Below are 19,578 nucleotides of genomic sequence, written 5' to 3' on the forward strand. Positions count from 1 at the left end.
GCTGATCTGCCAGAGTGAGTGATAGCGCAGGCCCGCTTGCGTTACAGCAGGTCCAGCTCCCTGGCGATGGTGGCCAGCTCGATGGTGGTACGCACCCCAAGCTTCTTCAGCACATTGATCTTGTGCCCGCTGATGGTCTTGTTGCTCAGGTTGAGCTTGCTGGCGATCTCCAGGTTGCTGTAGCCGTTGGCCAGCAACTGCAGGATCACCAGTTCCTTGTTGGTCAGGTTACTCAGCAACTCGTTGGGTGTGTTGCTGGTTCCCCGGTACATCTCCAGCACTTCCTTGGGGAAATACAGATAGCCGTCGGCCAGGGCGTTCAGGCCCTTGACCAGCTCCGGCAGGCCGGCGCTCTTGTTGATGAAGCCCATGGCCCCGGCCTGCATGCAGCGCACGCCGTAGGTGCTGGCGCGGTTGGCGGTGAATACCAGGGTCTTGACTTCCAGCAGGTCGGTGGCGATGCGCTGCAGGACCGAGAGTCCATCCAGGTTGTCCAGGGTGATATCCAGCAGCATGTAATCGGGGCGCAGCTTGTGGATCTTCTCCAGGGCCTCAAAGCCGTCGGAGGCGTCACCAACGGGCTCGTAGCCATGCTCTTTGAGCAGATCGCCAACGGCGGCGCGGATAATGGGGTGGTCGTCGACAATCAGTACACGCTTGTTCTTCATGATTCCCTCGGACGGTTCGCAAGGGAGGGCGGCTTGAGGGCGTTGCGGAAAATGGGTCACTCGACGGTCACTGTCTTTGTTAGGGAGGTCATAGCCTTATGACTCGTTCAGGGGAACAGGGTTTTTGGCAAGGTCGGGGGAGACAATGCCAACCTCGCAAAGCTGAGGCTTTGCGAGGTTGGCATGTTAGTTCAGAAAAAGGAGCAATGGATTCACGCAAGAAGGGCCTTGCAATCTTCCAAGAACCTTCTTGCCGTGGGTTTCGCACTGTCTTTGATGGCTTGGCTCAAGTATGAAGTTTGCGCCGTTTGTTCTGCTGATCGATGGTGCAGGAAGCGGCTCGGCGTCAGCTCGGGCAACTGTGTGAAAGAAGGCCGGCTGTTAATGTGCCTTCAGCATCACATAGGCTTCGCCGCCACGTCGATCATGCATGAGGATGAAGGTTTGCCCGTCGAGGGTGATCCGCGCAGGCACGTTCTGCGCCACTGGGGTGCTGGAGAACTTGGCGGCGGTGTTCAAGAACTGCTGGGTCAGCGAGCTGTCGTTCTGGTTCGGGGTGGTGATCGCGCACTCCTGATTGGCCTTGACCTGGAGCCCCAGAGTCTGGTCCTGGTTCATGCCCATCTTGGCGAAGCCGGCGTCGGTCAGTTCAGCAATGCCGTGGGCGCGGGCGGCGGTTTCGGCGCCCGCGAAGGAAGGGGCGGATTTCAAGCAGATGTCGCGAAAGGCGAGGATGCCGGCGGAGGTAATGGTGGGTTCAGGGTTGATCTTGCGGGTGACGCTGGAGCAGGCGCTCACCAGCGTCAGGGCTGCGAGCAGTAGGGCAAGCGGTGCAGTGCGGGGCAGAGTACTCATGGAAAATCCTTGGCAGCAGGCCGGCAGGGGCGCCGGAAGTGGTTCGTGCGCCATTGCGCAATCGGCTGTCTAACAGGGTAGGCACGGCGGGGGCGCAGATCAATGTTTTGTAAGCGAGCGACGGGGGGACTTCAAACGCTTGGGCGCAGTCATTGCGTGTTTCATGGATCAGTTCAGCGATGGGGCGAGCGATCATGCCGTTACGAGCGTTGCGTTATTTTCATGAGGTGGCCCGTTATGCCTCCCTGCGCCAGGCGGCGGAGCGGCTGTACGTGACCCCCATCGCCGTGAGCCGGCAGATCGAGCAACTGGAACACTTCTTCGGCACCGCGCTGATCGAGCGCGGCCCGCGGGGCAGCCGCCTGACAGTGGAAGGCGAGTGCCTGGCCGAGCAGGTCAGCTCGACCTTGCGCGGCTTCGATCAGGTGCGCGACGTGATCGCCAGCCGCCAGCCGCCAGCCGCCAGCCGCCAGCCGCCAGAGCCAGGTAGCGGGTAACGTCAGCATCCATGTGTCGGAAAGTAGCGTTTCCAGCGTGCTGGCGCCGGTGCTTGCGGCGAAGCCCGGTGCTGGGGTGAAGGCGGCAGTTTCGGTGTGTCAGTGAGACGGCGGACTCGGCCAACTGTGGAATGCTCCGCGCCAGCTCTCATAGGTCTTGGCCACCTTGCAGCAGCCATTGATCGGCAAAGCGCGGAGCGATCATCTGCAGGCCGATGGGCAGGCCATCGGCGGCGAAACCGCAGTTGATCGACAGCGCCGGTTGTTCGCCCATGTTCCAGGGCAGGGGGAAGACGATGTGCTCGAACGGGTGCTGCGGGTCGTTGTTCGGCGACGGCCACTGGGCGGGAAAGCGGTTGATCTGCTTGGTCGGCGACAGCATCAGGTCGAACTCGCTGAACACCTGAGCGGCGCGTTGGCGCCTCTCTAACGTCTGGTTGAAGCCCTGCACCGCCTCGACCACGGACAGCTCGGCGCCCGGCGCCGGGCTCCAGCATCAGGCCGATCTTCAAGCCGTTGACCGACACCGGTTCATTGCTCCAGTCAACGGTCAAGGGTGGCAGGCTGGTGGCATCGCGGGCGTCGGGCTTGGCCAGGTAGCACATCAGCAGCAGCGTATCCTCGACACTGCGGGTCATGGGCCCGGCGCAGCGCCCGGTGTAATACGGATCGATGGGAATCCGTCCCAGGGTCGGCTTGAACCCCACCAACCCGCACCAGGCGGCCGGCAGACGCACCGAGCCGCCGATGTCGATGCCGATGTGCAGCGGCCCGTCACCGGCGGCCGCTGTGGCCGCGGCGCCGGAACTGGAACCACCGGTATTGCAGGCAGTGTTCCAGGGATTGCGGGTAGTGCCGTGGAAGCTCGACAGCCCCGAGGACAACATGCCGAAATCCGGCACCGTGGTCTTGGCCAGGATGATTGCCCCAGCCTCACGCATCCGCGCGGCGGGCGTCGCATCCTGCAGGGCCGGCTTCAGGGTGGTGGCCGCGCTGCCCAGGGGAATGGGCGTGCCCTGGGTGGCGATCAGTTCCTTGACCGTCACCGCAATCCCGTCCAGCAGGCCATTGGGCGCGTCTTTGTTCCAACGTTCGGTGGAACAAGGGCCTGCTGGCGTACCTGCTCCGGATCGAAGGCATAGAGCGCACGGATATGCGGCTCCCAGCGCCGGATATGGGTCGGCAAATGTTCGTAGTAGTCCAGTGGCGAGAGCTGGCGGCTGGCGAATTGCGCCAGCAGCTGGGTGGTGGACAGATCGTGCAGATCAGTCATCGAACGCATCCTTGTGTCGGGCGTCAGTCGGGTTGCTGATGACCCGACTGTAGCGCCTCCCGCCTGGCCCAACCCCCACAAAGGACGCAGCCGGGTGTTGCGTTTTTGTGAGCACGGCAGCGGCGTATCCCTCAGCCTGATTGAAGGCGGCCCCACCCAATCGAGACGTTCTGTAGGAGCGGGCTTGCCCGCGAAGGCGGCCTCAGGGTTTGCACAAGGCTCGCGGGCCTCTTCGCCGGCAAGCCGGCTCCTACGGGGTTTTGTGCGGGTCAGTGTCGCAGGACGGGGGCTTGGGGGTGGGGGCTGGGGAACGCTTGTTCATAGGCCCGGCACAAGCGCAGCACTTGCTCATCGGCAAAGCGTGCGCCGACTACGTGCAAGCCCACGGGCAGGCCGTCGTCGGCAAAGCCGCAGGGCAGTGACGCCGCCGGTTGCTGGGTCAGGTTGAAGGGGTAGCTGAAGGGCGTCCATTCCATCCATTCCCCCAGGCCCGAGCCCGGTGGGACGTTGTGTCCGGCGGCGAACGCGGTCAGGGGTAGCATGGGCGAGAGCAGCAGGTGGTAGCGCTCATGGAAAGCGGCCATGTGGGCCACCAGGGCGGCGCGAGCCTCCAGGGCGGCGCTGTAGTCGCTGAGGCTGATGCCTTCGCCCTGTTCGGCGATGCGCAGCAGGCCCGGGTCCAGCAAGGCGCGCTGGGCGGGGCTGAGGGCTGCGGTCAGGCGCGCCGCCCCGGAGAACCACAGGGTATTGAACAGCTCCAGGGGATCACTGAAACCGGGATCGACCTGCTCGATCTGCGCCCCCAGTTGCGCCAGGCGCTCCACGGCCCGGGCCACCACTCGCGCCACTTGCGGGTCGACCTTGACGTAGCCGAAGTCCGGGCTGTAGGCGATGCGCAGGCCCTTGAGGCTGGCATTTTCCGGTAACCAGGGCGTGCTGCGCGGGGCGCCGAGCAGGCCGTCACGGGCATCCGGACGGGCCACGGTCTGCAGCATCAGCACGGCGTCATCGACGCTGCGGGTCATCGGCCCCAGGTGCGAGAGGATGTTCATCGCACTGGCCGGCCACTGCGGCACGTAGCCGAAGGTCGGCTTGATGCCGAAGGTGCCGGTGAAGGCGCAGGGAATACGGATCGAGCCCCCGGCATCGCTGCCCTGATGCAACACGCCGAGGTTCAGCGAGGCCGCTGCCGCTGCGCCACCGGAAGAACCGCCGGCCGTCAGGCGGGTGTCCCAGGGGTTGCGGGTGATGCCGTACAACGGGTTGTCGGTCACGCCTTTCCAGCCGAATTCCGGAGTGGTGGTCTTGCCCAGTAGCACCGCGCCGGCCGCGCGCATGAAGCCGGAGAAGGGCGCGTCGACCTCCCAGGGGCCGGCGGCCGCAGTGGTTTTCGAGCCCTTGCGGGTGGGCATGCCGCGGGTCAGGGTCAGGTCCTTGATCGACGCTGGCAAGCCGTCCAGGGCGCCGCAGGGCTGGCCCTTGAGCCAGCGCTGTTCGGAGGCCCGTGCCGCGTCCAGGGCCCCTTGGTGATCGATATGGCAGTAGGCGTTGACCAGGGGATTGAAGCGCTCGATACGCGCCAGGGCGTCTTCGGTGACTTCCACCGGTGACAGGCGCTTTTCACGGTAATGGCGCAGCAGTTCGACGCCGCTCAAGGCGGCGATGTCAGTGGCTTGCTTCATAGCGATTGAGCTCCTTGAGCGGCATTGACCATGGCCCGCAGCAGGACCGCGCAGCCGTCGGCCAGGTCCTGGGGCGCGGCGTTTTCAATTTCGTTGTGGCTGATGCCGCCCTCGCAGGGCACGAAGATCATCCCTGCCGGGCCCAGCTCGGCGATAAAGATCGCGTCGTGCCCGGCGCCGCTGACGATGTCCATGTGGCTCAGCCCCAGGTGCTCGGCGCCCTGGCGCACGGCGGCCACGCAGGCGGGATCGAAGTCCAGGGGCGGGAAGTCGGCGGTGGCGGTCAGCTCGAAGCTCAGGCCGTGCTGGCGACAGCTGTCTTCGATCACCTGGCGCACTTCATCGACCATGGCTTGCAAGCGGTCGGCGTGCAGGTGGCGCAGGTCGAGGGTCATCTGCACCTGTCCGGGGATCACGTTGCGCGAGCCCGGGTGCAGGCTCAGGCAGCCCACGGTGCCGCAGGCATGGGGCTGATGGGCATGGGCGATGCGATTGACCGCGCTGACCACTTGCGCCGCGCCCACCAGGGCGTCCTTGCGCAGGTGCATCGGCGTCGGCCCGGCGTGGGCCTCGACCCCGCTCAGGGTCAGGTCGAACCACTTCTGGCCCAGGCAGCCCATGACCACGCCAATGGTGGTCTGGCGGTCTTCCAGCACCGGCCCTTGCTCGATATGCGCTTCGAAATAGGCGCCTACCGGATGGCCGAGTACCGCACGCGGACCGGCATAGCCGATGCGCTGCAACTCGGCGCCCACCGACAGGCCCTGTTCATCCTGCTTGGCCAGGGTCTCGGCGAGGTCGAACTTGCCGGCGAACACCCCCGAACCCATCATGCACGGCGGGAAGCGTGAGCCTTCCTCGTTGGTCCAGACCACCACTTCGATCGGCGCCTGGGTTTCCAGGCCCAGGTCGTTCAGGGTGCGGATCACCTCCAGCCCGGCCATCACCCCGTAGCAGCCGTCGAACTTGCCGCCGGTGGGCTGGGTGTCGATATGGCTGCCGGTCATCACCGGGGCTCGGTTCGGGTCACGCCCGGCGCGGCGGGCGAAGATATTGCCGATGCCGTCCACGCTGACGCTGCAGCCGGCCTCTTCGCACCAGCGCACGAACAGGTCGCGGGCCTGACGGTCGAGGTCGGTGAGGGCCAGGCGGCACACGCCGCCCTTGGCGGTGGCGCCCAGTCGGGCCAGGTCCATCAAGGACTGCCAGAGGCGCTCGCGGTTGATCAGCGAGGCATTGCTGTGCAAGGACTGCAGTGGGTCCAGTCGACTGTTCATGGCATTTCTCCCGTCAGGCGCTCAGGGCCAGGTAGCGGTTCTTGATGGTCGGGTCGGCGCGAAACTCGGCGGCGCTGCCCTGGTAGACCACACGGCCCTGTTCGAGCACGTAGTGACGGTCGGCGAGCTTGTCGCAGACCATCAGGTTCTGTTCCACCAGCAGCACCGGCAGGCCGTCTTCCTTGAGGGTGCGCAGGATCTTCACCAGCTCGTCGACGATCACCGGCGCCAGGCCCTCGGTGGGTTCGTCGAGGATCAGCAGCTTGGGGTCATTGAGCAGGGCACGGGCGATGGCCAGCATCTGCTGTTCGCCGCCGGACAGGGCGTGGCCGGCGTTCTTGCGGCGCTCCTTGAGCCGCGGAAACATTCGGTAGACGTTGTCCAGTTGCCAGCGGCTGGTCTTGCGTTGGGCGATGCGCAGGTTTTCCTCGACGCTGAGCAGGCGAAAGATGCCCCGGTGTTCCGGCACCAGGGCCAGGCCCTGGCGGGCGATCTCGAAGATCTTCTGGCCCACCAGCTGCTGGCCGTTGAAGTGGATCTGGCCCTGGCGCGGGCAGATGATCCCCAGAATGCTGCGCAAGGTGGTGGTCTTGCCCGCGCCATTGCGCCCCAGCAGCGTCACCAGTTCACCGGCCTCCACCTTGAGCGAGACGCCTTCGAGCACGTGGCTCTTGTCGTAGTAGGAATGGATGTTCTCGACAGTCAGCATCAGGCGGCTTCTCCCAGGTAGGCGACACGCACACGCTCATCGGCGCGCACCACATCCGGCGTGCCCTCGACCAGGATCTGGCCGTGGCTCATCACGGTGATGCGCTGGCTGATGGACATGACGATGCTCATGTTGTGTTCGATCAGCAGCACCGTGTGGTCGCGGCCCAGGTCGCTGATCAGTTGGGTCATGATCGGAATGTCGTCGATGCCCATGCCCGAGGTGGGCTCGTCGAGCATCAGCAATTGCGGTTTCGAACAGATCGACATGCCCACTTCCAGCACCCGTTGCTGGCCGTGGGACAGCTCGCCAGCCAGGGTCTGGGCCCGGGCCGTGAGTTGCAGGCGTTCCAGCACTTGATCGGCCACCTCCAGGTGCTCGCGGCGGCTGTCCACGTGGCGCCAGAAGTTCAGCGCCCCCAGGCCGTCGCGGCCCTGGGCGGCCAGGCGCAGGTTCTCCCGCACGCTGAGGTTCTGGAACAGGCTGGTGAGCTGGAAGGAGCGCGCCATGCCCAGGCCGACCCGGCCGTGGGCGGGTTTCTTGATGATGTTCTGGCCGTTGAAGCGGATGGCTCCAGCGGTGGCCTGGCGTTCGCCGGTCAGGCAGTGGAACAGGCTGGTCTTGCCGGCGCCGTTGGGGCCGATGATGGTGTGGATGGTGCCGGCCTCGACCTTGAGGTTGACCCCGTTGACCGCGTGGAAGGCACCGTAGGCCAGCTCCAGGTTCTGGGTTTCCAGCAGGTACTGCGCAGGCGTGCTCATGAGCGTTTCTCCTCGGCCAGCAAGGCCATCTTGCGTGAGCCTTTGAGTCGTTCCACCAGGCTCGACAAACCGCCCCACAAACCGCCACGCATGAACACCACCACCAGGATCAGGATCACCCCCAGCAGAATCAGCCAGCGTGGCCACAGCTCGGAGAGGAATTCGCCCAGCAGCACGATGGCGCCGGCGCCGAGCAGGGAGCCGAACAGCGAGCCGGTGCCGCCGACGATGGTCATGATCAGGATGTTTTCCGACATCGCCAGGTCGATGTTCGACAGCGGCACGAAGTGCAGGAGCATGGCGTACAGGGCCCCGGCAATCCCGGTGACCGCGCCGGAGAGCATGAACACCAGGATCTTGAAATGCCGGGTGTCGTAGCCGATGGCGGCGGCGCGGGTTTCGTTCTCGCGGATGGCCATCAGGGTGCTGCCGAACGGCGAGGCGATCACCCGCCGGGCACCGATGAAGATCAGCAGGAACAGCACCGCGACAAACCCGTAGAAATAGCGCGCGTCGGCCAGGGACAGCAGCACCGTGTCACCGATACGAATCTCCGGGCGCGGCACGCTGAGCAGGCCGTTGTCGCCGCCGGTCCAGTCGCTGAGGGTGTAGGCAATGAAGTAGGCCATCTGACTGAAGGCCAGGGTCAGCATGACGAAGTAGATGCCGGTGCGGCGGATCGCCAGGGCGCCCACCAGCAGTGCCAGCAAGGCTCCCACCAGCGCCGCGCCGAGCAGGGCACTGAACAGCCCCAGTTGCAGATGGATCATCAACAGGGCGGCGCAGTAGGCACCGGCACCGAAGAAGATGCCCTGGCCGAACGACAGCAGCCCGGTGTAGCCCAGCAGCAGGTTACAGGCCAGTGCGGCTAGGGCGAAGATCAGGATCTCGCTGGCCAGGGTCGCCGACGGCAGCACCAGGGGCAGGCCGATCAGCACCGCGATCACCAGCCACAGCAGGCCGCGCGATTGAGTCTTGGCAAAGGACAGAGGGTTTTTCTCGCTCATGATCATGCTCTCCCGAACAGGCCGTATGGACGCACCAGAATGACTGCCGCCATGGCGCCGTAGATCATCAGGCTGGCGCCCTGGGGCCAGAGGCTGGTCATCAGGCTTTGCACCACCCCCACCAGCAGACCGCCCACCAGGGCGCCGCCGAACGAGCCCATGCCGCCGATCACCACCACCACGAAGGCCACCCCGAGAATCTCCGGGCCGACAAAGGGCTGGGCGCCGCGCAAGGGCGCGAACAGCACCCCGGCGATCCCGGCCAGGGCCACGCCGAGGGCGAAGGTCATGGAAAACAGGCGAAAGATATTGGTGCCCAGCAGCGACACGGTCTCGGTGCTTTCACTGCCGGCCCGCACCAGGGCACCGAAGCGCGTGCGCTCCAGCAGCAGCCACAGGCCCAGCCCCACCAGGGCCGAGAACAGGATCAGGAACAGGCGGTAGTAGGGGTAGACGAAGTCGCCGATCACCAGCACCCCGCGCAGCAGTTCCGGCACCGCCACGGCCTTGCCCACCGGGCCCCAGATCATCACGCTGGCTTCCTGGATGATCAGCGCGATGCCCAGGGTCACCAGGATCTGGAACATGTGCGGCAAGTGGTAGATGCGCTGGATCAACAGGCGCTCGATGATCCAGGCCAGGGCCGCCACCACCAGGGGCGCGAGCACCAGGGCCAGCCAGAAGTTGCCGGTCAGGCTGACGGCGGTGTAGCAGATGTAGGCGCCGAGCACGAAGAACGCGCCATGGGCGAAGTTGACGAAGTTCAGCAGGCCGAAAATGATCGTCAGGCCCACCGCGATCAGGAAGTAGATCATCCCCAGCCCGAGGCCGTTGAGGATCTGGAACAGGTACACATTAAGCATGCAGGAACCCTCGGCAGGGAGCCCTTGGACGGAGCCCGCTGCCTGTAGCCAGCGATAGAAGTGTCGAGCGTCAGGCCAGGGCGCAGCCGGTGGCGCTGACATCCGGGAACGAGCGACCGGCGCTGAGCACTTCGGCCAGGTCGTCCTTGTCGCGCATCGTGGCGGCGGCTTTGCCCACCAGCAGGTAGTAATCCTTGATCACCTGATGGTCGCCGGCGCGGATGCTCTCCTCTCCGGTGGGGCCCTGGTAGGTCAGGCCCTGCATGGCCTTGGCCACGGTAGCGCCGTCAAAGCTGCCGGTGGCGGCAATGGTGTCCAGGATGATCTTGCTGCCGATGTAGTCGGCGGCCAGCGGGTAGGTGGGGTTGATGCCGTATTTGGCCTGGGTCAGCTTCACCAGTTCGCGATTGAGCGGAGTGTCCACCTGATGCCAGTACTGCGCGCCGAGGTAGACGCCTTCCAGCACGTCGCTGCCCAGCTCCTGGAACTGGTCGAGCCCGGCGGACCACACCAGCAGCACCTTCATGCGTTCCTTGATGCCGAAGTTCACCGCCTGGCGCAGGGCGTTGGATGACTGGCTGCCGAAGTTCAACAGCACCAGCACATCGGGACGCGCGGCGATGGCGTTGGTCAGGTAGCCGGAGAACTCCTGCTCCTGCAAGGAATGGTAGCTGTTGCCGATGTGCTCGATGCCGTGTTCGGCACACACCTGCTTCGCCCCTTCCAGCAAGGCTTCGCCGAACACGTATTGCGGGGTGATGGTGTACCAGCGCTTGGCCTCGGGCAGCAACTTGATCAGCGGCACCATGGTTTCACGGATGGCGCCGTAGGTTGGCACCGACCAGCGAAAGGTCGAGGCATTGCAGTCCTTGCCGGTGACCTCATCGGCGCCCACCGGGGTCATGAACACCCCGCCGACCTTGCCCACCTCCTTGGCCACCGCCAGCGCCGAAGACGACAGGGTGCAGCCCTGGAAGAACCGCGCGCCGTCCTGGGCAATCGCCTCCTGGACCCGGCGCACCGCCTTGCCGGCGTTGCCCTCGGTGTCGATCACCTTGTAGTGCAGCGGTCGCCCCAGCAGGGTCGGGTACTGCTCCGCCGCCAGGCGCGAGCCCATGTCGGCGAACTTGCCGTAGCTGGCAAAGGCGCCGGACATCGACTTCAAACCGTAAAAGGTAAAGGGTTCGGCGGCAAAGGCGTTGCGCACCCCCAGCCCGAGGCTGAGGGCACCGCTAACGGCCAGACCGGCTTTCAACAACGTACGACGCTGCATGGGGTAACTCCTTGGTTTAGTTATTGGCAGGAGTGGCAATGGCGAATCGACGTAGCAGCCTGTGTTCAGGCTTGTTATTGGCAAAGCGGTGGACGGCGGGCGCTATCGGTGGTGGTCGAACTCCAGCAGGAAGTGCTGGGTGACTTCGCCTTCCAGGGCGGTCATGTGGTGCTCGGCGTCGCACATGTGTTCGTGCATCAACTGGCGCACTGCGCGTTCATCTTCGGCGCGCAAGGCCAGCAGCAAGCGTTTGTGGTAATCCAGGTTGGCGGCGTCGAACTGCTTGCGCTTGGGCTTGTAGGCCTTCTTCAGCACCACCAGGTCGCGCAGCAAATCGTTGAGAAACTGCGCCATGAAACTCAGCAGCGGGTTGGGGCAGGCTCGCCCCAGCAGGTTGTGGAACTCCAGTTCGGCGATGCGCTGCTCGCGCTGGCCAGCCTCGCTGTCCTCGGGGTGGCTGCAGAAGTCGATATTGTCCTGCAGGGCCTTGAAATCCGCCTCGCTCAAACGCCCGATCACCGACACCGCCAGCTCCACCTCGATCACCTTGCGCAACTGATAGACCTGCTCGCCGTCCATGTGCTGGAAGTGCAGGTAGTTGCGCAGCGCGCGGCTGGCCGGCTCGGTGCCGGCCTGGTTCAGGTAGGCGCCGCCGTTGGGCCCGGTGCGGGTATTGACCAGGCCTTCCACCTCCAGCGCCTTGAGCGCCTCCCGGGCCGAGCCCTTGGAGCATTGGAAGCTTTCCATCAACTCCTTCTCGGTGGGCAAGCGGTCACCGGGGCGTAGGGCATCGGTGACGATGGAACGCTTCACCGACTCGACAATCACGTCGGAAAGCTTCTGGCGTTTGCGGCGAACGGGGCGTTTCAGCATGGGCGGCTATTTATCGTATTAATGCGGATAAATAGTAATAAATAGAGATGGGCGTGGCGCGTCAACTGCCTGGGGCAACAGGGCGTCGTTTTTGATGTTGAGGCGGCGTAATCAGATAACTGTGTCGGGTTCACTGGAGCCGGCGGCTGCGTTAGACAGCGCTTTGCCATCACTGTATTTTCGAGCTGGAATTTCTAAAGGATTTCTTTCTCATCATGACGATGACCGATCACGAGCAGGTGCTGGACTTCTGGCACAGCGTCGAATTCTTCAATGCATACGACCTGGATAAGCCCCTGGACGATGCGCGTAAATCACGCAGTGTCGAGCGGCTGACCGAGACCTGGTTGGCCAGTGGGCTCTGGGATAAATACCTGGGGCACCGTCGCGTGCTCTATTGGCTGCCCTTCGATGTCACTCATGTCACGCGAATGATCGAAGACTATGTCGACAGCCCTTCGATCAGTGAAGTGGCCAAGGTGCGCGATGGCGAGATGGCGGCAACCGGCCTTACCTGTTACGCCCAATTGACCCTGGGGCCCACCGGTGAACCCAACTTTGAGAGCCTGAGTGTTTCGGCCTTGCCGTGGGCGCTAGGCCGGTTGGCCAGCGGCGATATCGGTGCCTTGTGTGCCGTGACTTTCGATGAGAGCGTACGTGAACTCAAACGTGTCCTGGCTGATGAGCAGTCGCAATGGGCAGACAAGCGCCTGGGTGCGGAACAGTTGCCCCAAGTGCTCAAGCACCTGGAGCAATGGGCCGGATGGGCCCTGCCACAGACCGACCTGGCCTACATGGATATTTGGCCGATCGCCAAGCCTCGCAACGGTGCGGTTTCGGTTCAGCCTGACGACGTATCAACTGACAGCCCTGAGCCGATGGCGCCTGCTGATGAATTGGTGATCCTCAACAGCTTCTACGTGCATGACCTTGTCCAGGCCAAACGTCTCTTGAGCAGCGAGCGGCCTGCGCGTGCTTTGCGGACGTATTTGTCGACACTCGACCCGCAGAAGCTGGACCTGGATAGCGAGTCCGGGCAACAGGCAATAAACCGCACGTTGCGCCCGGAAAATGGCATTGGCGGGCGCTGGCCTGCTGCAAGCCAGCACGTGCAATCACTGATGCAGCAGTTTGCGCTGAACACCATGGGAGCGATGGACGAGGGTGAGATCCTCGCGGTCAACGGCCCACCGGGCACTGGAAAAACCACCTTGCTGCGTGACTTGATCGCCGATTTGGTGGTCGGCAGGGCGGACGCGCTGGCACAACTGGCGGTGGCCAAGGATGGCCTCAGTGATCAGGTGATCGATGCGGTTTTCAGCAAGAAGAGTTATCGGATTCCGCTGTTATCTGAAACGCTGACCGGCTTCGAGATGCTCGTGGCCTCTACCAATAACGGCGCCGTGGAAAATCTGTCCCTGGAGTTGCCTCAGCTCAAGGGCATCGACGCCGCGCGCGTCCAGCACCTGAGTTATTTTCAGGAGGTCGCGACTCACTACGCCGGTTGTCAGGGCGACAAACCCTGGAAAACCCCAGAGCCAGTCTGGGGCTTGGTCGCGGCGGCACTGGGCAGAAAAAGCAACCGCCGGCGCTTACGCGACATTTTTGGCAATCGCGCCGCAACGCCTGCGGATAAACCGGGTGACACGTTTATTGCCAAGAGCAAGGTCGACCTCGCCAGTTGGGATAAGGTCGGCGCCATGACGTACTGGCATTTCAAGTCCAGCACCCGTCATCGACAGCTCGGTTTCAAGGTTGCCAAGGAGCGCTACCTGAAGGCGCGTAAAATCCATGATGAACAGCGTCAGCAGCTGCAGGTTCTGTGTGCATTGTATGAGCGCTTGCAGCAGGCGTTTCCCGCGGTCCAGGCGTTATGGCCGGCTGCACCGAGGCTGAGCCCGCAGCACCTGGCGTCACTGATCGAGGGCACGCAGCGTCTGCTGGAGCGTCTGGAGGCCAAAAAAAATACCCTGGAACGCAAGCTTGGCCCCGCATGGTGGCGCTGGCTGGCCCAGTGGTTTCGCAAACCGCTCTATCAGCAATGGGTGTCTGCTGGTGATGATCTGGAGCTTGCGCGCGCTTTCGAGAGTGAACTACGGGACCTGCCGGGGTTGATCCAGGAATGCGGCGTCTACCTGTGGGACGGTGCGCCTTTGGACAGTCAGGCGAATCAGCAGCACGCCTTCTGGCAGGGGGCTGCTTTCAATGAAGCCCGCAGCGACTTGTTCGTTGCCGCGATGACCTTGCACGAAGCGTTCTTTCTTGAAGTCGCGAGCCCTGATCTGGTGTTCGCACTGAGCGCCATGCTTGAGCGTCCACCGCTGTTGCCCGCCAGGCGTGCCTTATGGCAGTGGCTGTTTATGTTGACCCCGGTGGTGTCGAGTACTTTCGCCTCGATTCGTGCGCAGTTTGCCGGCCTTGAAGCTGAAGACCTGGGTTGGCTGATCATCGACGAAGCCGGTCAGGCCCCGCCGCAAGCGGCCGTTGGTGCCATCATGCGCGCCAAGCGCGTTGTAGTGGTGGGCGACCCCTTGCAGATCGAGCCTGTGGTGACGCAATCGACCCGTCTGCTCGACACCTTGGGCCGGCACTGGCTCGGTGATTCGCGCTCGCGTTACGCGATCGACAGCCACTCGGTACAAACCTTCGCCGACCGTGGCTATGGACAGGGTGTACGGCATCCTCTGGACGCCGAAAAATTCATCGGCATTCCGCTGGTCATGCACCGCCGCTGTGACAACCCGATGTTCGAGATTTCCAACCGCATCGCCTACGCCCAGCGCATGCGCCATGCCAAGGATTCCGGCATCGTTGCCCATCCGTTATTGGGTGCCAGTGCCTGGTGGAGTGTGTCGGGGGAGTCGACGGACGGTACGAAGTACATCGAAGCCCAAGGGCAACGATTGCTGCGCGAGCTGGCAAAGCTTTACCAGGCGGCTCTGAGGGACGGTGGGGCGCTGCTGCCGCCGGTGTTTGTCATCACCCCGTTCCGCGAGGTCAAGGCGGGGCTGGTCAGCCTGTTGGGCAATGCTGCGGCCTGGAGACGAGTTCTGGGCGCCGAGGTGCCGCCTCCCGCCAATCTGGCGGGGTGGGTCAGCAGTTGCATTGGCACGGTCCACACCTTTCAAGGCAAGGAGGCCGATATCGTTTTCTTTGTGCTGGGGTGTGATTCCACGCGCATGGGGGCGATTGATTGGGCGTGCTCCACTCCGAACTTGCTGAACGTCGCTGTCACCCGGGCGAAAAAACACCTTTACATTCTGGGGGACCAGAACCTGTGGGGGGATCGACAGTATTTCGAAGTGGCCCGGGACCTGTTATCCCGGGCGCAAGTGCAACACCCAGCGAGTGAGGCCATGGCTGCGGCTCCGTCCTGACAGGTCATGTCAGCTGATGTCGCGAGAATAATCAGTACCTGTGTGCTGTTGCCAAGGGCGAGGCAGTAAACATCCTCGCTCAGCGCTTACTTATGCAAGTACTGGCTTGTCAGCGAAGACGGCTTTTCTGTACAAGGTTCGCGGACCTTTTTCGCCAGCAAGCCGGCGCGGCGTTTCATCTCAAGTTGTGCGCTTCATCGTGACAGGTATTCAAGCGGATTCAGGGATGGGGCAGAACAGCAATGACTAGCATCAGTGATACCTTCGACCAGCTCTGTGCACTGGCCGCTTTGTCCTATGACGAGACGGGCGACACGCGCTTCGAGTCGCGTTTGCTGGATATCCTGAACCTGGTGAAGTCTTATCCTCAGGCCCGGGATCTGTTTGTAGAGAAATTCAAGATCATGCTGTCTTCTCGCGTTACGCCCTTGGAGGTTGTGGAGTTCTGCATGCGGGAGCTGCAATGGGAGGAGGTCAAGTGCTTCGCCTTGGCGCTTTACCAGCCCTCCATCAATCCTCGCAGTCATGCCTTGGCGGGACTTATCAGTGCTTACGAAGAGGTTTGGCCGGACGAAGACCTCTATCGGTACTACTCCAACCGATCGTTGTAGGAACGGGCTTGCCAGCGAAGGCGGACTCAAGGGCAGCGCAAGGCTTGCGGGCCTCTTCGCCAGCAAGCCGGTTGCTACTGGTTCAAGGGCGCTGCGCTTGCAGCTGACGGCCCAGTACATCCAGCACGTCACAGCCATCGCGCAGCGGAATGGCGCAAACCAATGCCAACTCTTGCAGCACCACGGCATCGCCGGGGATGTTGGGGCGGGCGGCGAAGTTTTCCAGCAGTTGGGTGGCGGCGCGGATGCGATAGGCGGCCGCTTCGTACAGCACGTCGGCAGGGGCCTGGGTATCGATCAGCAGGGAAGGAATGGTGCAGTCGTGGCCGGTGATCGGCATGTAGCGATTCATGAGTCCAACTCCATTCAGGGGTGAGCGCTGTCACTCAATCGTCGCCAAACAAAAGGGTGGCAGCTGTACGCGGGTTGGCGAGCCGGGAATGGAAGAACCGACAGACCCGAAGGTCTCCCGCGCACAGCCGCCATCAAGCGGTCATGCGAGAACAAAAGCGCTGACCAATCTGCCAGCGCTTCGCTTCATTCCATTCACCGGGTCGCCAAACCCGTTCGTCATCAGGACGACCCGGGACTATAGGCATGTACCCCAAAACGGAACAAGGCACTGACAGGACAGGACTTTCTGAGTTTGCTGTAGGACTCAGGAGCGCGAGTGTGGATCAAGCGCGCCACAGGTTCAATGCCAGGCCTCAGTCGAAGCCGATGCTTGAACTGTGGCGGGTTTCGCGGTCGTGCAGCTGGTCGATATTGGTTTCGTAGGTGCACTGGCCGCTGCAACGGTGCTCGTAGCTGATGGCCGGCGTGAACTGCAATTTGAGTTTCGGTGTGTCGCTCTCTGGCGCCGGGGCCTGGGCGGTGGCCGGCAACGGCGGTTGCGGGTAGCTCAGGTCAAGGCCTGCGGACTGGGCCGAACAGGTGGCCATCAGTAATAGGGCCGGGAAAAACGCTTTGCAACTGAACATCATCGAATCCGCGTGGCCATAAAAGGGTTGCCGATTATAACGAACCAGGGGCGGAAAATTTAGCCGCGCGGGCTCTGGCACAGGCTTTTTGCGCTGTTTTCGCGGCCTCAGGTCTTCGCACCGTGAAACATTTGTCATGGGGCAGGGAGACGGGCTGCTCCTACACTGCAAGTCACCTCCATGGTCAAGGACACTTCCCATGCCGGCAAAATCCACCACCAGCATTCTCGATACGGTTGAAGGCCGGCGCCTGCAAGGCAGCGAGGCCGAGCACTGGCGCCAGTGGGGCCCGTACCTGAGTGAACGGCAGTGGGGCACGGTGCGCGAGGACTACAGCGCCGATGGCGACGCCTGGAGCTACTTCCCCCACGAACATGCCCGCAGCCGCGCCTACCGCTGGGGCGAGGACGGCCTGGCCGGCTTCTCCGACAAGGCCCAGCACTGGTGCCTCGGGCTGGCGCTGTGGAATGAACACGACAGCATTCTCAAGGAGCGCCTGTTCGGCCTGAACAATGCCGAGGGCAACCACGGCGAGGACGTCAAGGAGCTGTATTTCTACCTCGACGGTGTGCCCAGCCATGCCTATATGCGCATGCTCTACAAGTACCCCCACTCGGCCTTTCCCTATGCCGATCTGGTGGCGGAAAACGCTCGGCGCGGCCTGCATGATGCCGAGTACGAGATCCTCGATACCGGGGTGTTCGAGGACAACCGCTACTTCGATGTGACGGTGGAATATGCCAAGCACACGGCCGATGACATTTTCATGCTCATCACCGTGCACAACCGTTTCCACCAGCCGGCGCGGCTGCGGGTGCTGCCCCAGGTCTGGGCGCGCAACACCTGGAGCTGGGGTGGCGACGCGCCGCGACCGAGCCTGCGCCTGGAGGGCGACAGGGTGCTGGCGCGGCACGGGCAACTGCCCGAGCGGCAGATCACCGCCTGGGGCGCAGACCCTTGCCAGTGGCTGTTCTGCAACAACGACAGCAACTTCCCCAAGCTGGACGGGCTGGCGGCGCCGGGGCCGTTCAAGGACGGCATCAACGATTATCTGGTGGGTGGGCAAGCCAGTGCGGTGGCCTACGATGGCGGCACCCGGGTGGCGGCGCATTTCGTCCTGGAGCTGGCGGGCGGCGAGAGCAAGCGGCTGTTCCTGCGCTTTGCCCCGGCTGGCAGCGAACCGGTCAGCGCCCGCCAGCTGTTCGAGCAGCGGCGGCGCGAGGCCGATGAGTTCTACGCGGCGTTGCAGCAGGGCATCGAAAGCGCGGACGCGCGCAATGTGCAGCGTCAGGCCTTGGCTGGGTTGCTGTGGTCCAAGCAACTGTATGACTTCGACGTCAACCGGTGGCTCGATGGCGACCCCGGCCAACCGGTGCCGCCGACGGAGCGCGCGCATCGGCGCAATAGCCATTGGCGCCATCTGTGCAATTGCGACATCGTTTCCATGCCCGATACCTGGGAATACCCCTGGTACGCCTCCTGGGACCTGGGCTTCCAGGCAGTGGCCTTGGCCCTGATTGATCCCGGCTTTGCCAAGCAGCAACTGTTGTTGCTGGTCAAGGATAGGTTCATGCACCCCAACGGGCAGTTGCCGGCCTACGAGTGGCGCTTCGATGATGCCAACCCGCCGGTGCACGCCTGGGCCTGCTGGCGGGTCTATCAGCAGGAAAAGGCCCTGACTGGGGTGGGCGACCTGGACTTTCTCGAACGCATTTTCCACAAGCTGCTGCTGAATTTTTCCTGGTGGGTCAACCGCAAGGACGCCGAGGGCCGCAACCTGTTCCAGGGCGGTTTTCTCGGCCTGGACAATATCGCCCTGTTCGATCGTTCCGCGCCGTTGCCTGATGGCTTCACCCTGGATCAGGCCGATGGCACGGCCTGGGTCGCGGCCTACGCCCTGGACCTGATGCGCATCGCCCTGGAGCTGGCTCAGCGCAATGGTGTGTACGTGGACATTGCGGTGAAGTTCTTCGAGCACTTCTTGTATATCGCCGGGGCCATCAATCGCGTGGATGAAAGCGCCGAGGGGCTGTGGGACGAACAAGACCAGTTCTTCTACGACGTGCTGCACCGCCCCGACGGGAAGAACGAACCCCTGCGCCTGCGCTCCATCGTTGGCTTGATGCCGCTGTTCGCGGTGCAGGTACTGGAGCCGCACGAGCACCAGAACCTGCCGGGGCTGGCCCAGCGCCTGCTGGGCTTCTTGCATCACCGACCGGACCTGGCGAGCCTGGTGTCGCGTTGGTACGAGCCGGGCAAGGGCAACCGCATGCTCCTGGCGCTGTTGCGCGGCGAGCGCACCAAGGACCTGCTCAAGCGCATGCTCGATGAAAGCGAGTTCCTCTCGGATTTCGGTATCCGCTCCCTGTCCAAGGCCTTCGAGCAGCCGTTCGCCATGCAGGTGGACGGCAAGCAGCTGTGTGCCCGCTATGAGCCGGCGGAGTCCGATTCACGGCTGTACGGCGGCAACTCCAACTGGCGCGGACCGCTGTGGATGCCGATCAACTACCTGTTGATCGAATCCCTGCGCGAGTTTCATCGCTACTACGACGTCAACTTCTCGGTGGAGTACCCGCGGGGCTCCGGCTATCTGGCGTCCCTGGAGGAAGTGGCCGACGGCTTGAGCCAGCGTCTGACGCGGTTGTTCTTGCTGGATGAAGAAGGGCACAGGCCATCCATGAACAGCTACCCGCAGTTGCAGGTGCAAGCCGAGGACCGCGAGCTGGTGCTGTTCCATGAGTACTTCCATGGCGAAACCGGGCGTGGGCTGGGGGCGTCCCATCAGACGGGGTGGACGGCGTTGGTGGCGTTGCTGTTGCAGCCACGAGGCTGAAGGCGTCGCCCGGCGAGCCGGGCGACGGTTGCGGAAGGG

Annotated in this window: 16 protein-coding genes and 1 pseudogene; 4 read left to right on the forward strand and 13 right to left on the reverse strand. The window is 63.4% G+C overall.

The genetic code is table 11. From position 1 onward, the window contains the following. Nucleotides 1–41: 41 nt before the first annotated feature. On the reverse strand, nucleotides 42–668 hold the full coding sequence (locus PLD_RS12150) for a response regulator transcription factor (RefSeq protein ID WP_159892901.1): 627 nt from the start codon (nucleotides 666–668) through the stop codon (nucleotides 42–44). 381 nt (nucleotides 669–1,049) lie between these two features. Continuing rightward, nucleotides 1,050–1,523 carry a hypothetical protein gene (locus tag PLD_RS12155; RefSeq protein ID WP_159892903.1) on the reverse strand — a complete coding sequence of 158 codons (474 nt, stop codon included), beginning with the start codon at nucleotides 1,521–1,523 and terminating at the stop codon, nucleotides 1,050–1,052. Between the two features lie 194 nt (nucleotides 1,524–1,717). Here PLD_RS12155 and PLD_RS12160 point away from each other — a divergent pair, with 194 nt between their 5' ends. After that, nucleotides 1,718–2,020, forward strand: coding sequence for a LysR family transcriptional regulator (locus PLD_RS12160; protein WP_256674598.1), 303 nt, complete (start codon nucleotides 1,718–1,720; stop codon nucleotides 2,018–2,020). Between the two features lie 99 nt (nucleotides 2,021–2,119). On the opposite strand, the pseudogene PLD_RS12165 reads toward PLD_RS12160, so the two are convergent. The 9 genes and pseudogenes from PLD_RS12165 to PLD_RS12205 form a co-directional block, all read right to left on the reverse strand. Further along, nucleotides 2,120–3,293: pseudogene (locus tag PLD_RS12165) on the reverse strand (amidase family protein). A 269-nt stretch (nucleotides 3,294–3,562) separates the two neighbouring features. After that, a complete protein-coding gene (locus tag PLD_RS12170; protein ID WP_159892905.1) occupies nucleotides 3,563–4,975 on the reverse strand; it encodes an amidase in 1,413 nt (470 codons plus the stop codon). After that, complete coding sequence (locus PLD_RS12175; protein WP_159892907.1) at nucleotides 4,972–6,252, reverse strand: Zn-dependent hydrolase; 1,281 nt, start codon at nucleotides 6,250–6,252, stop codon at nucleotides 4,972–4,974. The genes PLD_RS12170 and PLD_RS12175 overlap by 4 nt, the downstream gene beginning before the upstream one ends. 13 nt (nucleotides 6,253–6,265) lie before the next feature. Beyond that, a complete protein-coding gene (locus PLD_RS12180; RefSeq protein WP_159892909.1) occupies nucleotides 6,266–6,961 on the reverse strand; it encodes an ABC transporter ATP-binding protein in 696 nt (231 codons plus the stop codon). Then, nucleotides 6,961–7,722 (reverse strand): ABC transporter ATP-binding protein, encoded by a 762-nt coding sequence (locus PLD_RS12185; protein WP_159892911.1) that lies wholly within the window; start codon nucleotides 7,720–7,722, stop codon nucleotides 6,961–6,963. The genes PLD_RS12180 and PLD_RS12185 overlap by 1 nt, the downstream gene beginning before the upstream one ends. Continuing rightward, nucleotides 7,719–8,729 (reverse strand): branched-chain amino acid ABC transporter permease, encoded by a 1,011-nt coding sequence (locus PLD_RS12190; RefSeq protein ID WP_159892913.1) that lies wholly within the window; start codon nucleotides 8,727–8,729, stop codon nucleotides 7,719–7,721. The genes PLD_RS12185 and PLD_RS12190 overlap by 4 nt, the downstream gene beginning before the upstream one ends. A gap of 2 nt (nucleotides 8,730–8,731) precedes the next feature. Further along, complete coding sequence (locus PLD_RS12195) at nucleotides 8,732–9,592, reverse strand: branched-chain amino acid ABC transporter permease (RefSeq protein ID WP_159892915.1); 861 nt, start codon at nucleotides 9,590–9,592, stop codon at nucleotides 8,732–8,734. 70 nt (nucleotides 9,593–9,662) lie between these two features. Then, a complete protein-coding gene (locus tag PLD_RS12200; protein WP_159892917.1) occupies nucleotides 9,663–10,865 on the reverse strand; it encodes an ABC transporter substrate-binding protein in 1,203 nt (400 codons plus the stop codon). Nucleotides 10,866–10,967: 102 nt separating this feature from the next. Then, a complete protein-coding gene (locus tag PLD_RS12205; protein ID WP_011061949.1) occupies nucleotides 10,968–11,738 on the reverse strand; it encodes a FadR/GntR family transcriptional regulator in 771 nt (256 codons plus the stop codon). A 215-nt stretch (nucleotides 11,739–11,953) separates the two neighbouring features. Between PLD_RS12205 and PLD_RS12210 the strand changes: the two genes are divergently transcribed. Both PLD_RS12210 and PLD_RS12215 read left to right on the forward strand, forming a co-directional pair. Then, nucleotides 11,954–15,115 carry a DEAD/DEAH box helicase gene (locus PLD_RS12210; RefSeq protein WP_218575856.1) on the forward strand — a complete coding sequence of 1,054 codons (3,162 nt, stop codon included), beginning with the start codon at nucleotides 11,954–11,956 and terminating at the stop codon, nucleotides 15,113–15,115. A 242-nt stretch (nucleotides 15,116–15,357) separates the two neighbouring features. Then, the gene (locus tag PLD_RS12215) at nucleotides 15,358–15,726 is read left to right on the forward strand and encodes a hypothetical protein (protein WP_159892919.1); all 369 of its coding nucleotides are present in this window, start codon (nucleotides 15,358–15,360) and stop codon (nucleotides 15,724–15,726) included. Between the two features lie 82 nt (nucleotides 15,727–15,808). Here the strand turns inward: PLD_RS12215 and PLD_RS12220 are convergent, their stop codons facing one another. Together PLD_RS12220 and PLD_RS12225 are read right to left on the reverse strand one after the other, a co-directional pair. Then, on the reverse strand, nucleotides 15,809–16,078 hold the full coding sequence (locus PLD_RS12220) for a hypothetical protein (protein ID WP_159892921.1): 270 nt from the start codon (nucleotides 16,076–16,078) through the stop codon (nucleotides 15,809–15,811). Nucleotides 16,079–16,433: 355 nt separating this feature from the next. Next, on the reverse strand, nucleotides 16,434–16,706 hold the full coding sequence (locus tag PLD_RS12225) for a hypothetical protein (protein WP_178116150.1): 273 nt from the start codon (nucleotides 16,704–16,706) through the stop codon (nucleotides 16,434–16,436). Between the two features lie 199 nt (nucleotides 16,707–16,905). Between PLD_RS12225 and PLD_RS12230 the strand changes: the two genes are divergently transcribed. Beyond that, nucleotides 16,906–19,539: a glucosidase gene (locus tag PLD_RS12230; RefSeq protein ID WP_159892925.1), complete on the forward strand. Its 2,634-nt coding sequence runs from the start codon at nucleotides 16,906–16,908 to the stop codon at nucleotides 19,537–19,539. Nucleotides 19,540–19,578: the final 39 nt, after the last annotated feature.

The sequence above is a fragment of the Pseudomonas sp. LD120 genome (genome assembly GCF_009861525.1).
Taxonomy (GTDB): Bacteria; Pseudomonadota; Gammaproteobacteria; order Pseudomonadales; family Pseudomonadaceae; genus Aquipseudomonas.

What these genes read in the sequence shown, in the direction of transcription:
- PLD_RS12150 (WP_159892901.1), bottom strand. Translation starts at nt 668, where the DNA reads ATGAAGAACAAGCGTGTACTGATTGTCGACGACCACCCCATTATCCGC.
- PLD_RS12155 (WP_159892903.1), bottom strand. Translation starts at nt 1,523, where the DNA reads ATGAGTACTCTGCCCCGCACTGCACCGCTTGCCCTACTGCTCGCAGCC.
- PLD_RS12160 (WP_256674598.1), top strand. Translation starts at nt 1,718, where the DNA reads ATGCCGTTACGAGCGTTGCGTTATTTTCATGAGGTGGCCCGTTATGCC.
- PLD_RS12170 (WP_159892905.1), bottom strand. Translation starts at nt 4,975, where the DNA reads ATGAAGCAAGCCACTGACATCGCCGCCTTGAGCGGCGTCGAACTGCTG.
- PLD_RS12175 (WP_159892907.1), bottom strand. Translation starts at nt 6,252, where the DNA reads ATGAACAGTCGACTGGACCCACTGCAGTCCTTGCACAGCAATGCCTCG.
- PLD_RS12180 (WP_159892909.1), bottom strand. Translation starts at nt 6,961, where the DNA reads ATGCTGACTGTCGAGAACATCCATTCCTACTACGACAAGAGCCACGTG.
- PLD_RS12185 (WP_159892911.1), bottom strand. Translation starts at nt 7,722, where the DNA reads ATGAGCACGCCTGCGCAGTACCTGCTGGAAACCCAGAACCTGGAGCTG.
- PLD_RS12190 (WP_159892913.1), bottom strand. Translation starts at nt 8,729, where the DNA reads ATGAGCGAGAAAAACCCTCTGTCCTTTGCCAAGACTCAATCGCGCGGC.
- PLD_RS12195 (WP_159892915.1), bottom strand. Translation starts at nt 9,592, where the DNA reads ATGCTTAATGTGTACCTGTTCCAGATCCTCAACGGCCTCGGGCTGGGG.
- PLD_RS12200 (WP_159892917.1), bottom strand. Translation starts at nt 10,865, where the DNA reads ATGCAGCGTCGTACGTTGTTGAAAGCCGGTCTGGCCGTTAGCGGTGCC.
- PLD_RS12205 (WP_011061949.1), bottom strand. Translation starts at nt 11,738, where the DNA reads ATGCTGAAACGCCCCGTTCGCCGCAAACGCCAGAAGCTTTCCGACGTG.
- PLD_RS12210 (WP_218575856.1), top strand. Translation starts at nt 11,954, where the DNA reads ATGACGATGACCGATCACGAGCAGGTGCTGGACTTCTGGCACAGCGTC.
- PLD_RS12215 (WP_159892919.1), top strand. Translation starts at nt 15,358, where the DNA reads ATGACTAGCATCAGTGATACCTTCGACCAGCTCTGTGCACTGGCCGCT.
- PLD_RS12220 (WP_159892921.1), bottom strand. Translation starts at nt 16,078, where the DNA reads ATGAATCGCTACATGCCGATCACCGGCCACGACTGCACCATTCCTTCC.
- PLD_RS12225 (WP_178116150.1), bottom strand. Translation starts at nt 16,706, where the DNA reads ATGTTCAGTTGCAAAGCGTTTTTCCCGGCCCTATTACTGATGGCCACC.
- PLD_RS12230 (WP_159892925.1), top strand. Translation starts at nt 16,906, where the DNA reads ATGCCGGCAAAATCCACCACCAGCATTCTCGATACGGTTGAAGGCCGG.